Here is a 13,562-nt window from a genome sequence, read left to right as displayed (position 1 = left end):
CGCTATACTCCCGCTCTTTTTTCCGGAGCGACGTCATGTCCCTGCCTAGCCTGCGCCTCAAAGCCAACGCCGACCGTCGCCTGCGCAACGGCCACTTGTGGGTCTACAGCAACGAAATCGATGTGGCCGCCACGCCACTGCACGGCTTCAAGGCCGGCGATCAGGCGATCCTCGAAGCGGCCGGCGGCAAAACGCTGGGCATCGTCGCCATGAGCCCGAACAACCTGATCTGCGCGCGCCTGCTGTCGCGCGACATCAAACTGCCGCTGGACAAATCGCTGCTGGTGCACCGCCTGAATGTGGCCCTGTCGCTGCGCGAGCGCCTGTTCGACAAGCCGTTCTACCGTCTGGTCTACGGTGACTCCGACCTGCTGCCGGGTCTGGTGGTCGACCGTTTCGGCGACATCCTTGTGGTGCAGATCGCCTCGGCGACCATGGAAGCGCATAAAGATGACGTGATCGCCGCACTGACCCAAGTGCTCAAGCCAAGCGGCATTCTGTTCAAGAACGATTCCGCCGCGCGCGATGCCGAAGGCCTCAACCGTTACGTCGAAACCGTGTTCGGCCTGGTACCGGAGTGGGTCGCCCTGGAAGAGAACGGCGTGAAGTTCGAAGCACCGGTGATCGAAGGCCAGAAAACCGGCTGGTTCTACGACCACCGCATGAACCGCGCCCGCCTCGCGCCATACGCCAAAGGCAAACGCGTCCTCGACCTTTATAGCTACATCGGGGGCTGGGGCGTACAGGCGGCCGCTTTCGGTGCCAGCGAAGTGTTCTGCGTCGACGCGTCGGGTTTCGCCCTCGACGGCGTCGAGCGTAATGCGGCGCTGAACGGCTTCGCCGACAAGATGACCTGCATCGAAGGCGACGTTTTCGAAGCCCTGAAAGAGCTCAAGGCCAGCGAAGAGCGCTTCGACGTGATCGTTGCCGACCCGCCGGCGTTCATCAAACGCAAGAAAGACATGAAAAACGGTGAAGGCGCCTACCGTCGTCTGAACGAGCAAGCCATGCGCCTGCTCACCAAGGATGGCATCCTGGTCAGCGCCTCGTGCTCGATGCACCTGCCGGAAGATGATCTGCAGAACATCCTGCTGACCAGCGCCCGCCACCTGGACCGCAACATCCAGATGCTCGAGCGCGGCGGCCAGGGTCCAGACCACCCGGTCCACCCGGCCATCGTCGAAACCCGCTACATCAAGAGCATCACCTGCCGCCTGCTGCCGAACAGCTGATCGGCAAATAATACGGGGAGCCCAAGGGCTCCCCGTTTGCTGTTCTGGCGATGCAACGTCGCCGACTGTCTGCTCTCTATCCCGTCCTACACACAACTTCCTAAACCAGTGAAGGAAATTTCCCTGCATTTTCGATGTGGCAACTTATCACTTACAAACATACTTTGCCCCCACGACCACTCCGACAAAATTACTCGAATTTTCCTACTTAATAATCACTTGCCATTAATCCATTACAAACTATGATTAAGTTGTCACCACGAGGTGGCATTCACTATCACTGAACATGGAGTTCACACTATGAAAGCAATTACTCTGGAAGCTAACAAAATCGCAAACCTGGCTTTTCTGGTTGCCCCTAAAGCCCGTTAAGTAAGGTGGACGCTGGGGAGTGCCGGCACCCCAGCGTCCTTTTCGACTTTGTCCAGAGCGAAGAACCCCCATGCATATCAATCCTTATTTCTTCATACTGCCGCGCACGCCCGGACTTATCATCTGGAACTACAAAGACCACATCCAGTACGAACTTGATTTCGATTATTCGTCGAGACTTGTCAAACTTATTCACGACCCAAACCTGTACAACCACAACAACACAATAGATGCACAACTGTTAAATGCAAAAATATTAACCATTACAAAGATAGACAGCCCAAAATGGGGCTGGGATGAACTATCGAAGATTTACCATATCGGCACACAGAACATACCCTGTGAACAAGTGCCGCAGAATATCCACGAGTGGTCCCTGCAGTACCTGGATCATTGCAATGAAGTACTGGCCTCGAAGGCGCCAGACAGCGAACGCCCGGTAATGCCTGTCGAGCAACGCATCAAACTGCCTGCACCCGCCGTCCTGACTGACAGCAGCCTGGGCAATGCGCTGCTGCAACGAAAAACCTGTCGCGCCTTTACCGGTGAAGCCATCACCCTTGAGACCGTTGCCACGCTGCTGTATCTATCCATCGGTTATCTCGACGAACGCGACCCTGATCGCGATGCCTGCGTTGCCAAAGGACTCGGCGCACGACGCAGCAGCCCCTCCGGAGGCGGATTGAATGCCTGCGAAGGTTTTGTGCTGGCCCAGAACATCAGCGGCCTGGAGCCGGGCATTTACGCTTATCACCCCGCAGAGCACGCCTTGAGTCTGGTCGGCCCCTTGCCCGAGCCGGAACTCGGCCACCTGCTGGCCGGGCAACATTTCATCAATAACCTGCCATTGGGGCTGTTCATCACCGCGCGCTTCGACCGGCTCTGGTGGAAGTACCAGCATTCGCGGGCCTATCGCATGGCCTTCGTTGAAGCCGGCCATCTTTCGCAGTCATTCCAGTTGGTGGCCACAGCCTTGGGACTCAACACCTGGCTGACAGGCGCCTTTGGCGATCGTCAGGTCGAATCCCTGCTGGGCATCGAAGGCAGTGCCGAACAACCGCTGTTCTTTGTCGGCTGTGGTGCAAGCGGCGGTCAGGCAATGTGTCAGGAAATGAAGGATCTGCTCGGGGAGACGCAGACATGACGGCCCCCTCCGCAGGCTCATCTCTGGCACCTGTGTCCTGGGCGCATCGCTTTACCCTCGGCGACTGGGACAACCACGCTTCAGTACGCACCAGTCAGCATGACTACCTGCTGCCACCCGACGTGCAGGAGCAACTGCAAACCCGTTTCTGGTTTCCGCCGGCCTTCCTGCCTTACCTGGCGCACCCCGCCATCCAGGCCGCAGGTGCGACCGTCATGCACCGCCTGACGGCCAATCATCTGGTGCATTTTCTCGATTACACCACCCTGCTGGAACATCGCATCGTCAACCGGGCAGTGGAAACCATTGTCCACGGTGAATTGCCTGCCTACATCCCGCCGCGGATGAAAACCGCGGCGCTGCAGCTCTATACGGACGAGGGCTACCACGCGTTGTTTTCCGATCGTCTGGCCAGTCAGATCGCCGATTTGCACGGTTTCGCCCCACGTCCGGTGATGCCTCTACGCATCAGCCGAATGAACGCCCTGATTGCCCGCACGGCTGAAAACAATCGCCCACTGGCATGGTTTCTGCTCGGTTTCGTCTCGGAAACCATCATTGCCCGGGAGTTGCTGGAAGTCTGCCGCGAAACGCTGGTCACCAGTGTCAATGACATGCTGCGCGATCACCTGAGCGATGAGGCCCGCCACAGTCGCTACTTCAGCGAGGTGTTTCATTATCTGTGGCTGACCCTGAACAGCCGCCAGCGCACCTTCACCGCCAGAACCCTGCTGGACGTCATCGGGATTTTCTTTGAAGTCGATGAACGCTGGTTGCGACAGAGCCTGCGGGACGCCGGCATTGCCGAAATCGAGGCGGCCCAGATTGTCGGCGGCCTCGCAACGGCGAAGGCCAACCGGCAACGCGCGCGATCAGGTGCCGGCGCCACGCTGCTGGCATTGGAAAAGGCAGGTTTCTTTGCGCTGCCACATAACCGCGCACTTTTTGTCAGGGCAGGACTGATCGATGGATAACCAAGCGAATACAACACGCAGTGCCCGACAACGCCGCGGTGCAGTCAGCCTGTTGCTGATCATGGTGCTGCTTGGGGTCTTTCCTCTGGATGTGCTGCTGCCCTCTTTTCCGGCACTGGCCGAACATTTTCGTGGTACCTCGGCGGACATTGCCCTGTCGATAAGTCTGTTCGCCGTAGGAATCGCGTTTGCACAGTTGCTGATCGGGCCACTCTCCGATGTGATCGGACGCAAGGGCCTGCTGTTGGCTGGCATGGGCGTGTCGATGCTGGGCGCACTCGGCTGCACCATGACCCAGGACTACACTCTTTTCCTCACCTTCAGGTTGTTGCAGGCGTTGGGCTGCGGCTGCTTCGTGCTGTCCCAGGCGCTGATCCAGGATCTGTTCGAGGGCGAGGCGCGTGACCGCTTGCGCATCCTGATGGTGACCGCAACGGGGATTTTCATTTCAGTGTCGCCACTGGCCGGCAGTTTTCTGCAGGCCACCCTCGGCTGGCGCGGCAGCTTCTGGGTGTTCACTGCGCTGGCTGCAGTGGTGCTGATCCAGGTCTGGTTTTTCCTGGATAACAGCCGACCGGGTGCCCGAAGCACACCTCTGAATTTCCTCAACGCGTATCGCCGGGTGTTGGGCGATTTCGAATTCGTCGGCTACTGGCTCACCTCTGCGTTTGCGTTTGCCTGCCACTTTTCGTTTATCGTCATCTCGCCGCTGATTTTCATGGATCAACTGCACCTGTCGGCCTTTGAGTTCTCGCTGATTCTGCTGATCTACGGTGCGGCCTATGTTGTGGGCGGGATTGCCGCTGCGTTGTTGAGCCGGCGCATCAGCCCGGCACAACAGATCGTCACCGGGTTGAGCCTGATTCTGCTGGCGGGGCTGGTGATGCTGTTCCTGTCGCAGCACTTCGCACTCTCGCCCACCACGGTGCTGATTCCGATGCTGATCTGCACCGCTGGCACCACCATTGCCCGCCCCGCCGCCACCTCGCGGGCGATGGGCATGTTCCCGGAGAGCGCCGGCACCTCGGCTTCGGCCGGCAGCACGATCATCTTCGTCTGTGGCGGTTTGATCAGCGCGCTGATCAGCCTGAGTCCGAATAACCTGCAGGCGACCCTCGGTTACTGTTTTGTCCTGCTCAGTTGCATTGCCTTGGCGTTGAACAAGCGAATCAACCACCGCGCCAGCGTCCTCGACAAGAGCGCCATCACCTCCACTAACGGCGATTGAGCCTGCCGGTCGTCATGCCACATGCACCGTCGGCACTGGAACAATGCTTTGCGCCATTCCCTCCAGACGCCAGCGGTGTAGAATCGGCTGATTCATCGCCATTCATCCCCCGGCGGGTTTATGAGCTCAGGCTGAGGCAAGCGGCGATCCCGCAAAGTCATCGGCAACATCCAGGACACACGGCCATTTCTGAGTGTTCCAGACGTCAATAGAAGCTCACTTCCCTTTTGATACCTGATTTAGCCGCCCGGAGTGCTTCATGCCAGATTACCGTTCGAAAACATCCACCCACGGCCGCAACATGGCCGGCGCCCGCGCACTGTGGCGCGCCACCGGGATGAAAGATGACGACTTCAAGAAGCCGATCATCGCCATTGCCAACTCCTTCACCCAGTTCGTTCCGGGCCACGTGCACCTGAAAGACCTCGGTCAACTGGTTGCCCGTGAAATCGAACGCGCCGGTGGCGTTGCGAAAGAATTCAACACCATCGCCGTGGACGACGGCATCGCCATGGGCCACGACGGCATGCTTTATTCGCTGCCAAGCCGCGAGATCATCGCCGACTCCGTCGAGTACATGGTCAACGCTCACTGCGCCGACGCCATCGTGTGCATTTCCAACTGCGACAAGATCACCCCGGGCATGCTGATGGCCGCCCTGCGCCTGAACATTCCGGTGATCTTCGTATCCGGCGGCCCGATGGAAGCCGGCAAGACCAAACTCGCTTCCCACGGCCTCGACCTCGTCGACGCCATGGTGATCGCCGCCGACTCCAGCGCTTCTGACGAGAAAGTCGCCGAGTACGAGCGCAGCGCCTGCCCGACCTGCGGTTCGTGCTCCGGCATGTTCACCGCCAACTCGATGAATTGCCTGACCGAAGCCCTCGGTCTCGCGTTGCCAGGCAACGGTTCGACCCTGGCCACCCACAGCGACCGCGAGCAACTGTTCCTGCAGGCCGGCCGCACCATCGTCGAGCTGTGCAAGCGTTACTACGGCGAGAACGACGAATCGGTACTGCCGCGCAACATCGCCAACTTCAAGGCGTTCGAGAACGCGATGATGCTCGACATCGCCATGGGCGGTTCGACCAACACCATCCTGCACTTGCTGGCTGCCGCCCAGGAAGCCGAGATCGATTTCGACCTGCGCGACATCGATCGGCTCTCGCGCAGCGTGCCGCAACTGTGCAAGGTCGCGCCGAACATCCAGAAGTACCACATGGAAGACGTGCACCGCGCCGGCGGCATCTTCAGCATCCTCGGTTCGCTGGCCCGTGGCGGCCTGCTGCACACCGACCTGCCGACCGTGCACAGCCGCAGCATGGAAGAAGCCATCGCCAAGTGGGACATCACCCAGACCAGCGATGAAGCAGTGCACCACTTCTTCAAGGCCGGTCCGGCGGGCATCCCGACGCAGACCGCGTTCAGCCAGTCGACCCGTTGGGAGACTCTGGATGACGACCGTGAAAACGGCTGCATCCGCAGCTTCGAACACGCCTACTCCAAAGAAGGCGGCCTGGCCGTGCTGTACGGCAACATTGCTCTCGACGGCTGCGTGGTGAAAACCGCCGGGGTCGACGAGTCGATCCACGTCTTCGAAGGCAACGCGAAGATCTTTGAAAGCCAGGACAGCGCGGTTCGCGGCATCCTCGTCGACGAAGTGAAGGAAGGCGACATCGTCATCATTCGCTACGAAGGTCCGAAGGGCGGCCCGGGCATGCAGGAAATGCTCTACCCGACGTCGTACCTCAAATCCAAAGGCCTGGGCAAAGCCTGCGCCTTGCTCACCGACGGCCGTTTCTCCGGCGGCACCTCGGGTCTGTCCATCGGCCACGCTTCGCCAGAAGCTGCAGCCGGCGGCGCGATCGGTCTGGTGCAGGACGGCGACAAGGTGCTGATCGACATTCCAAACCGCTCGATCAACTTGTTGGTCAGCGACGAAGAACTGGCTGCACGCCGGGTCGAGCAGGACAAGAAAGGCTGGAAACCGGTCGAACAGCGTCCACGCAAAGTGACCACCGCCCTCAAGGCCTATGCCCTGCTGGCAACCAGCGCCGACAAGGGTGCCGTGCGTAACAAGGCGATGCTCGACGGGATCTAAAAAGCCGCAAGCTGCAAGCCAAAAGCGGCAAGAAAGAGCAGAGTTGCTCTTTCTTGCCGCTAATAGCTTGCAGCTTGCAACTGCTTTTATTGAATTTCTTCAGGCTTTACGATCACCCAGTTCTTGTCCGCCGTCACCGGCAAGCCTTCCTTGGCCTGCGCCGCAGCGTGCTTGGCCATCATGCCGTTGAGCTGCGTCATGTATTTGTCCTTGCGGTTGACCCACAGGTGGATACCGCCCTTGGCCACGTCCACATCGTGGAACAGCATGTAGCCGTCGCTGCTCGGCGTGTCGCCGCCCACCAGTACCGGTTTTTTCCATTCGTCGATGTAGGTCAGGATCGCGGCATGCTTGCCGGCCATCCAGGTCGCCGGGGTCCACAGATACGGGGTCAGTTCGAGGCCGAGGTTGGCCTTCTCGTCATACTTGCCGGCGCTGATCTGTTTGCGTGCGGTGGTCAGCTCGCCGGTTTCGCGGTTCTTCAGCAGCGTGGTCACGCCGATGACGTTCTGCGGTTTGACGTTGTAGCCGTACTTCGGATCCGCTGCGACCATACGCACCAGTTCTTCGGAGGCGGCGGTCATCACGTAGACCTCGATGCCGTTCTCCATAAGCTTGTTGTACAGCTCGGCCTGGCCGGTGAAGACTTTTGGCGGCTGCACGTCGAGGTTCTTCACCACGTCGCCGTCGTAGTAGGTGGTCGGAACCGGTTTGCCCGAGGCCATCAGCTCATCGACGTAGCCTTTGAGTTCCTTGAGGGTAAAACCGGAGAACACTTGCGCCACCCACGGGTAGCAGACCATGTCGTCGACTTCGCACAGGCGATAGTAGTAACTGAACAGACTTTCCTTGTGGTCGGCGGTGTCCTTGAACGGCATCAGTTTCAGCGAGGGATCGAGCTTGTCACGTGTGATCAGGCCCTTGTTTTCCATGAACGGCAGCAACGACTCTTCGAGGTCGTAGCGGTAACTGGTGTTGTCCATGTCGAACACCGCGAAGTTACCCTTGTTGGCGTTGGCCGCGATCATCGCGTCCAGTGCCTTTGCCTGATCCGCTGGCCAGTGTTTCAGGTCGGTGGCGAACGCCTGACCCGCCAGACCCAACCCTAACGTGATGGCGACAGCCAGAAACTTCGGTGCGATTTTCATCGGCGCTTTCTCCCCAGGTGTGAAGATATCGACGCTAACAAATAAGTGTGACAGTCCTCGTCTGCCAGCGACCGTCCGCGTCCACTTCGCGCCATGTGCATTCCCGAGAACGACCGGCGCTTATTCCAAAAGCGACTATTTCCATGCGTTTTCGGTATTAATTCATTGGAAATCAAGCTGTTAGGCTTACCGGTTCGCAGTTGCCCCAGAAGGCGACTGGCACAAGTCTTATCGGAGTGTTCATGAATCTGCCGCTGATCCTCAATCTGCTGGTGTTCCTCGCCCTGCTCCTCGGTCTGGCGCAAACCCGCCACACCACCTGGAGCCTGGCGAAAAAAGTTCTGCTCGCGCTGGTTCTGGGCGTGGCGTTCGGCGTTGCGCTGCACAGCATTTACGGCGCCGGCAACCCGGTGTTGAAAGCCTCGATCGGCTGGTTCGATCTGTTCGGCAACGGTTACGTGCAGTTGCTGCAAATGATCGTCATCCCGCTGGTGTTCGCCTCGATCCTCAGCGCCGTGGCACGGCTGCACAACGCCTCGTCGCTGGGCAAGATCAGCTTCCTGACCATCGGCACCCTGCTGTTCACCACCGCGATTGCGGCGCTGATCGGTATCGGCCTGACCAACCTGTTCGGCCTCACCGCTGAAGGTCTGGTTGCCGGCACCCAGGAAATGGCCCGTCTGCAAACCATTCAGAGCGACTACGCCGGCAAGGTTGCCGATCTGAATGTGCCGCAATTGCTGCTGTCGTTCATTCCGCAAAACCCGTTCGCCGACCTGGCGCGGGCCAAGCCGACCTCGATCATCAGCGTGGTGATTTTCGCTGCATTCCTCGGGGTCGCGGCGCTGCAACTGCTCAAGGATGACGTCGAGAAAGGTCAGAAAGTGATCAACGCCATCGACACCCTGCAAGCCTGGGTGATGCGTCTGGTGCGTCTGGTGATGAAACTGACCCCATACGGCGTACTGGCGCTGATGACCAAAGTGGTAGCCGGTTCCAACCTGCAAGACATCATCAAACTCGGCAGTTTCGTGGTGGTTTCGTACCTCGGCCTGGGCCTGATGTTCGTGGTGCATGGCTTGCTGGTGTCCGCCGCCGGGATCAACCCGCTGCGCTTCTTCCGCAAGATCTGGCCAGTGCTGACCTTCGCCTTCACCAGTCGCTCCAGCGCGGCGAGCATTCCGCTGAGCATCGAAGCGCAGACCCGACGCCTGGGGATTCCGCAGTCAGTGGCGAGTTTCGCCGCGTCGTTCGGTGCGACCATCGGCCAGAACGGTTGCGCCGGTCTGTACCCGGCAATGTTGGCGGTGATGGTGGCGCCCACCGTGGGCATCAACCCGCTGGACCCGCTGTGGATCGCGACGCTGGTGGCGATTGTCACATTGAGTTCGGCCGGTGTGGCCGGGGTTGGTGGCGGTGCGACGTTTGCCGCCCTGATCGTGCTGCCAGCTATGGGCTTGCCGGTGTCTCTGGTCGCGCTGCTGATTTCGGTCGAGCCGCTGATCGACATGGGCCGTACGGCGTTGAACGTGAGTGGTTCGATCACGGCGGGCGCGATTACCAGTCAGGTGATGCAGCAGACCGATAAAGCGCTGCTGGATGCGGATGAGCATGCGGAGTTGGCGCAGGCTTAAATATTCATTGCCTGATCTGGCCTCTTCGCGAGCAAGCCCGCTCCCACATTTGGAATGCATTCCAAATGTGGGAGCGGGCTTGCTCGCGAAGCTCTTAAGCTTTTTCCCAGACTTCGAAGTTGTACGCGGGCTTGTCGCCCTCAGCCGGGTTAGCGACGTTCGATACCAGTTTCCACTGGTCCGGATCGAACTCCGGAAACCACGCATCGCCCTCCGGGCTCAGCGCCACGCGGGTCAGGTACAGCCGATCGGCCTGCGCCAGCCCTTGCGCATACAGCTGCGCGCCGCCAATCAGCATCAACTCATCGACGCCCTGCGCTTTCGCCCATTCTTCGGCGCGAAGCACCGCGGCTTCCAGCGACGGATACACCTCGGCCCCCTCCAACACCAGATCGGCCTGACGGCTGACCACGATGTTCAAGCGTCCCGGCAGCGGCCGACCGAGGGAATCCCAGGTCTTGCGGCCCATGATGATCGGCTTGCCCAAGGTGGTGGCCTTGAAGTATTTGAAGTCCCCCGGCAGGTGCCAGGGCATGCTGTTGTCGACGCCGATCACGCGGTTTTCACCGAGGGCTGCGATCAGGCTAAGGGGGAGTGATTTAGTCATGCCGGCGAGGATACCAGAGCCTCGCTTGACCCGATAAGCGCCACAGCGGTTATGCTCACGGCTCAATTGAGCAACGGAATGGCGCGTGACTGAACTGACTCCCCTGCAAAACCTCTGGCTCAGCGAAACCATCCGCCTGCGTGAAGAACACGCAGGGCCGCTGGAGGATCTGGAAGCCAATCGCCTGGCCCGCGCGGCTGGCGGCGATCTGCCGAGCCGGATTCAACGCCGGGCGTTGTGGCTGGCCGAGCGCGACGGACTGAAAGCTGCGCTCAGCCACTGGCTGCAAGGCGCACGTCTGGCGCTGGTGCTGCTGCTGATCTTCGCCGTGCTGAGCGGCGCCGGCCTGGCATTCGCCGCGCTGAGCCAGACACCGGTCAACGTGTTCTGGGCCTTGGGCAGCCTGCTCGGGCTGAACCTGATTCTGCTGTTGAGCTGGGCGCTGGGACTGATCTTTGCCAGCGAACACGGCGCCACTCTTGGACGCGCGTGGCTGTGGCTCAGCGAAAAATTCGCCCGGGACGCCAAAGCCGCGCAACTGGCACCGGCCCTGCTGCTGATACTGCAACGGCAAAAACTCAACCGCTGGGCGCTCGGCACGCTGGTCAACGGTTTGTGGCTGCTGGCGATGCTCAGCACCCTGGTGCTGCTGCTGACGCTAATGGCAACCCGGCGCTACGGCTTCGTCTGGGAAACCACAATCCTTAGCGCCGACACTTTCATCAACATGACCCAGGCCCTCGGCGCGCTGCCGGCGCTGCTCGGCTTCAACGTGCCGACTGTGGAAATGATCCGCGCCAGCGGCGCCGGTGCGCTGGACATTGAAAGCGCGCGACAGGCCTGGGCGACCTGGTTGGTCGGCGTGTTGGTGGTCTACGGCGTACTGCCGCGCCTGCTGCTGGCGGTGTTCTGCTTCTGGCGCTGGAGCCGAGGAAAAGCCGCACTGCGCCTGGACCTGAACCTGCCCGGCTACGCGCAACTGCGCGAACGTCTGATGCCGACCAGCGAACGTCTCGGCATCAATGACGCGGCGCCGGAACAATTGCATCGGGTCGAAAGCCACGTCAGCGAACAGGCCAGCGACGGTGCGCTGCTGGTGGCCATCGAACTCGACGACCAGCGCCCATGGCCACCGGCCCTGCCGAAAACCGTGAGCAACGCCGGCATTCTCGACAGCCGCGAATCACGCAACAAACTGCTCGAACAACTCAGCCGTTTCCCTGCGGCGCGCCTGCTGATCGCCTGCGATCCACGGCGCTCGCCGGACCGCGGCAGCCTCGCGCTGATCGCCGAACTGGCGCGCAACGCCAGCGCCACCCGGGTCTGGCTGCTGCAGGCGCCGCCCGGTGAAGCGCTGGACAGCGCGCGCCTCGGCGACTGGCATGCGGCGCTGCACCAGTTGGAACTGCCATTCGCCGATTGCGCGCCGTTGAACTGGCTGGAGAACGGTCATGACTGATGCCCGCAAAGCGCCGCTGAAACTTGCGGTGGTCGGCCATACCAACGTCGGCAAGACCTCGTTGCTGCGCACCCTGACCCGCGACGTCGGTTTCGGCGAAGTCTCGCACCGGCCGAGCACCACCCGGCATGTCGAAGGTGCGCGGCTGTCGGTGGACGGCGAGCCGCTGCTCGATCTGTACGACACGCCTGGGCTGGAAGACGCCATTGCGCTGCTGGATTTTCTGGAACGTCTGGAGCGTCCCGGCGAACGCCTCGACGGCCCGGCGCGGCTGGCACGGTTCCTCGACGGCAGCGAGGCGCGTCAGCGTTTCGAACAGGAGGCGAAGGTGCTGCGGCAGCTGCTCGCCTCCGATGCCGGACTGTATGTGATTGATGCCCGCGAACCGGTGCTGGCCAAGTACCGCGACGAACTCGAAGTGCTCGCCAGTTGTGGCAAGCCGCTGCTGCCGGTGCTGAATTTCGTCAGCAGCGCCAACCATCGCGAGCCGGACTGGCGCGAAGCCTTGGCACGCCTCGGTCTGCATGCGCTCGTGCGTTTCGACAGCGTTGCCCCGCCGGAAGACGGCGAGCGGCGCCTGTATGAGAGCCTCGCGCTGCTGCTGGAAAATGCCCGACCACAACTGGAACGGCTGATCGCCGATCAGCAAGCCCAGCGCCTGGCGCGCCAACAAAGTGCGGCGCGCTTGATCGCCGAGTTGCTGATCGATTGCGCGGCGTGCCGGCGCAGTGTGGTCAGCGAGGCCGCGCAGGAACAGCAAGCGATCAGTGAACTGCGCAAGGCCGTGCGCCAGCGCGAGCAGAAATGCGTCGAGGCGCTGCTCAAGCTCTACGCGTTCCGCCCACAGGACGCGGCGGCCAGTGACTTGCCGTTGCTCGACGGGCGTTGGGGCGATGATCTGTTCAACCCGGAAACCCTGAAGCAACTGGGGGTGCGGGTCGGCGGCGGGATTGCTGCAGGTGCTGCGGCCGGGGCTGGCGTTGATTTGCTGGTGGGCGGGATTACCCTCGGGGCTGCGGCATTGGCCGGTGCAATCGCTGGCGGAGCGCTACAGACGGCGCGCAGTTATGGCAGTCGCCTGCTCGGCAAGATCAAGGGCCAGCGGGAATTGACCGTGGATGACGGCGTGTTGCGGCTGTTGGCGTTGCGTCAGCGGCAGCTGCTGTCAGCGCTGGATCAGCGCGGGCATGCCGCGATGGACGCGGTTCAGGTTGCCACCCCGCAAGACAAGACCTGGCGCGAGGGCAAATTGCCGGAGGCGTTGAGCAAGGCGCGGGCGCATCCGCAGTGGTCGTCGCTCAATCCGCAGGCAAAGTTGAATCAGGCGGAGCGGCAGGAGCAGATTGACTTACTGGCTGCAGATCTCTAGCGCCCGATCCGGCCCCATCGCTGGCAAGCCAGCTCCCACAGTGTCCGAGGTGATGCACATAATGTGTGAACACCCGGATCCTTGTGGGAGCTGGCTTGCCAGCGATAGCCGCGCCGCGGTGAGACGGCTTACGCCGCCAACAGCCGCAGCGTTTTCTAGCCGCGCCAGGCGCTCGCTGAAACCCGCCGCACGGTTCCGCGCCCCGCCGGCTTCTGCGCTGCCAGCGTGCTGCTGCCGAGACGGGCGACCATGTAAAACGCTTTCAGCTCGGCACTCAGCACAGCCATCCCCCCA

Annotated in this window: 11 protein-coding genes; 8 read left to right on the top strand and 3 right to left on the bottom strand. The window is 61.1% G+C overall.

The window, feature by feature from the left end:
* Positions 1–35 precede the first annotated feature (35 nt).
* The 5 genes from ACXR0M_RS02440 to ilvD all read left to right on the top strand — a co-directional run bounded on the left by ACXR0M_RS02440 (position 36) and on the right by ilvD (position 7,051).
* Entirely contained in the window at positions 36–1,232 is a 1,197-nt protein-coding gene (locus ACXR0M_RS02440; RefSeq protein ID WP_458829573.1) for a class I SAM-dependent rRNA methyltransferase, read from the top strand.
* Positions 1,233–1,674: 442 nt separating this feature from the next.
* Entirely contained in the window at positions 1,675–2,748 is a 1,074-nt protein-coding gene (locus ACXR0M_RS02435) for a SagB family peptide dehydrogenase (protein WP_458829571.1), read from the top strand.
* Positions 2,745–3,722: a diiron oxygenase gene (locus tag ACXR0M_RS02430; RefSeq protein ID WP_458829569.1), complete on the top strand. Its 978-nt coding sequence runs from the start codon at positions 2,745–2,747 to the stop codon at positions 3,720–3,722. The genes ACXR0M_RS02435 and ACXR0M_RS02430 overlap by 4 nt, the downstream gene beginning before the upstream one ends.
* Complete coding sequence (locus ACXR0M_RS02425; protein ID WP_458829567.1) at positions 3,715–4,950, top strand: multidrug effflux MFS transporter; 1,236 nt, start codon at positions 3,715–3,717, stop codon at positions 4,948–4,950. Before ACXR0M_RS02430 ends, ACXR0M_RS02425 begins: the two co-directional genes overlap by 8 nt.
* A 259-nt stretch (positions 4,951–5,209) precedes the next feature.
* Complete coding sequence (gene ilvD / locus ACXR0M_RS02420) at positions 5,210–7,051, top strand: dihydroxy-acid dehydratase (RefSeq protein ID WP_458829565.1); 1,842 nt, start codon at positions 5,210–5,212, stop codon at positions 7,049–7,051.
* Between the two features lie 86 nt (positions 7,052–7,137).
* Here ilvD and ACXR0M_RS02415 read toward each other — a convergent pair whose 3' ends face one another.
* Positions 7,138–8,199 carry an HAD family hydrolase gene (locus ACXR0M_RS02415; RefSeq protein WP_458829563.1) on the bottom strand — a complete coding sequence of 354 codons (1,062 nt, stop codon included), beginning with the start codon at positions 8,197–8,199 and terminating at the stop codon, positions 7,138–7,140.
* Positions 8,200–8,441: 242 nt separating this feature from the next.
* On the opposite strand from ACXR0M_RS02415, the gene ACXR0M_RS02410 reads away from it, so the two are divergent.
* Positions 8,442–9,833 carry an L-cystine transporter gene (locus ACXR0M_RS02410; protein WP_458829561.1) on the top strand — a complete coding sequence of 464 codons (1,392 nt, stop codon included), beginning with the start codon at positions 8,442–8,444 and terminating at the stop codon, positions 9,831–9,833.
* Between the two features lie 94 nt (positions 9,834–9,927).
* Here the strand turns inward: ACXR0M_RS02410 and ACXR0M_RS02405 are convergent, their stop codons facing one another.
* Positions 9,928–10,440 (bottom strand): dihydrofolate reductase, encoded by a 513-nt coding sequence (locus ACXR0M_RS02405; RefSeq protein ID WP_458829559.1) that lies wholly within the window; start codon positions 10,438–10,440, stop codon positions 9,928–9,930.
* An 85-nt stretch (positions 10,441–10,525) separates the two neighbouring features.
* On the opposite strand from ACXR0M_RS02405, the gene ACXR0M_RS02400 reads away from it, so the two are divergent.
* Positions 10,526–11,899 (top strand): DUF2868 domain-containing protein, encoded by a 1,374-nt coding sequence (locus tag ACXR0M_RS02400; RefSeq protein ID WP_458829557.1) that lies wholly within the window; start codon positions 10,526–10,528, stop codon positions 11,897–11,899.
* A complete protein-coding gene (locus ACXR0M_RS02395; RefSeq protein WP_458829555.1) occupies positions 11,892–13,268 on the top strand; it encodes a GTPase/DUF3482 domain-containing protein in 1,377 nt (458 codons plus the stop codon). Before ACXR0M_RS02400 ends, ACXR0M_RS02395 begins: the two co-directional genes overlap by 8 nt.
* Positions 13,269–13,423: 155 nt before the next feature.
* Here ACXR0M_RS02395 and ACXR0M_RS02390 read toward each other — a convergent pair whose 3' ends face one another.
* Positions 13,424–13,555, bottom strand: coding sequence for a hypothetical protein (locus ACXR0M_RS02390; RefSeq protein ID WP_458829864.1), 132 nt, complete (start codon positions 13,553–13,555; stop codon positions 13,424–13,426).
* Positions 13,556–13,562: the final 7 nt, after the last annotated feature.

It is taken from the genome of Pseudomonas sp. Eth.TT006 (genome assembly GCF_054456575.1).
The sequence above is the reverse complement of the archived record's forward strand: the minus strand, read 5'-3'. Positions and strand labels throughout refer to the sequence as shown.

Coding starts and splice junctions, on each gene's coding strand:
- ACXR0M_RS02395 (WP_458829555.1), top strand. CDS start 11,892: ATGACTGATGCCCGCAAAGCGCCGCTGAAACTTGCGGTGGTCGGCCAT.
- ACXR0M_RS02440 (WP_458829573.1), top strand. CDS start 36: ATGTCCCTGCCTAGCCTGCGCCTCAAAGCCAACGCCGACCGTCGCCTG.
- ACXR0M_RS02425 (WP_458829567.1), top strand. CDS start 3,715: ATGGATAACCAAGCGAATACAACACGCAGTGCCCGACAACGCCGCGGT.
- ACXR0M_RS02430 (WP_458829569.1), top strand. CDS start 2,745: ATGACGGCCCCCTCCGCAGGCTCATCTCTGGCACCTGTGTCCTGGGCG.
- ACXR0M_RS02410 (WP_458829561.1), top strand. CDS start 8,442: ATGAATCTGCCGCTGATCCTCAATCTGCTGGTGTTCCTCGCCCTGCTC.
- ACXR0M_RS02415 (WP_458829563.1), bottom strand. CDS start 8,199: ATGAAAATCGCACCGAAGTTTCTGGCTGTCGCCATCACGTTAGGGTTG.
- ACXR0M_RS02390 (WP_458829864.1), bottom strand. CDS start 13,555: ATGGCTGTGCTGAGTGCCGAGCTGAAAGCGTTTTACATGGTCGCCCGT.
- ilvD (WP_458829565.1), top strand. CDS start 5,210: ATGCCAGATTACCGTTCGAAAACATCCACCCACGGCCGCAACATGGCC.
- ACXR0M_RS02405 (WP_458829559.1), bottom strand. CDS start 10,440: ATGACTAAATCACTCCCCCTTAGCCTGATCGCAGCCCTCGGTGAAAAC.
- ACXR0M_RS02435 (WP_458829571.1), top strand. CDS start 1,675: ATGCATATCAATCCTTATTTCTTCATACTGCCGCGCACGCCCGGACTT.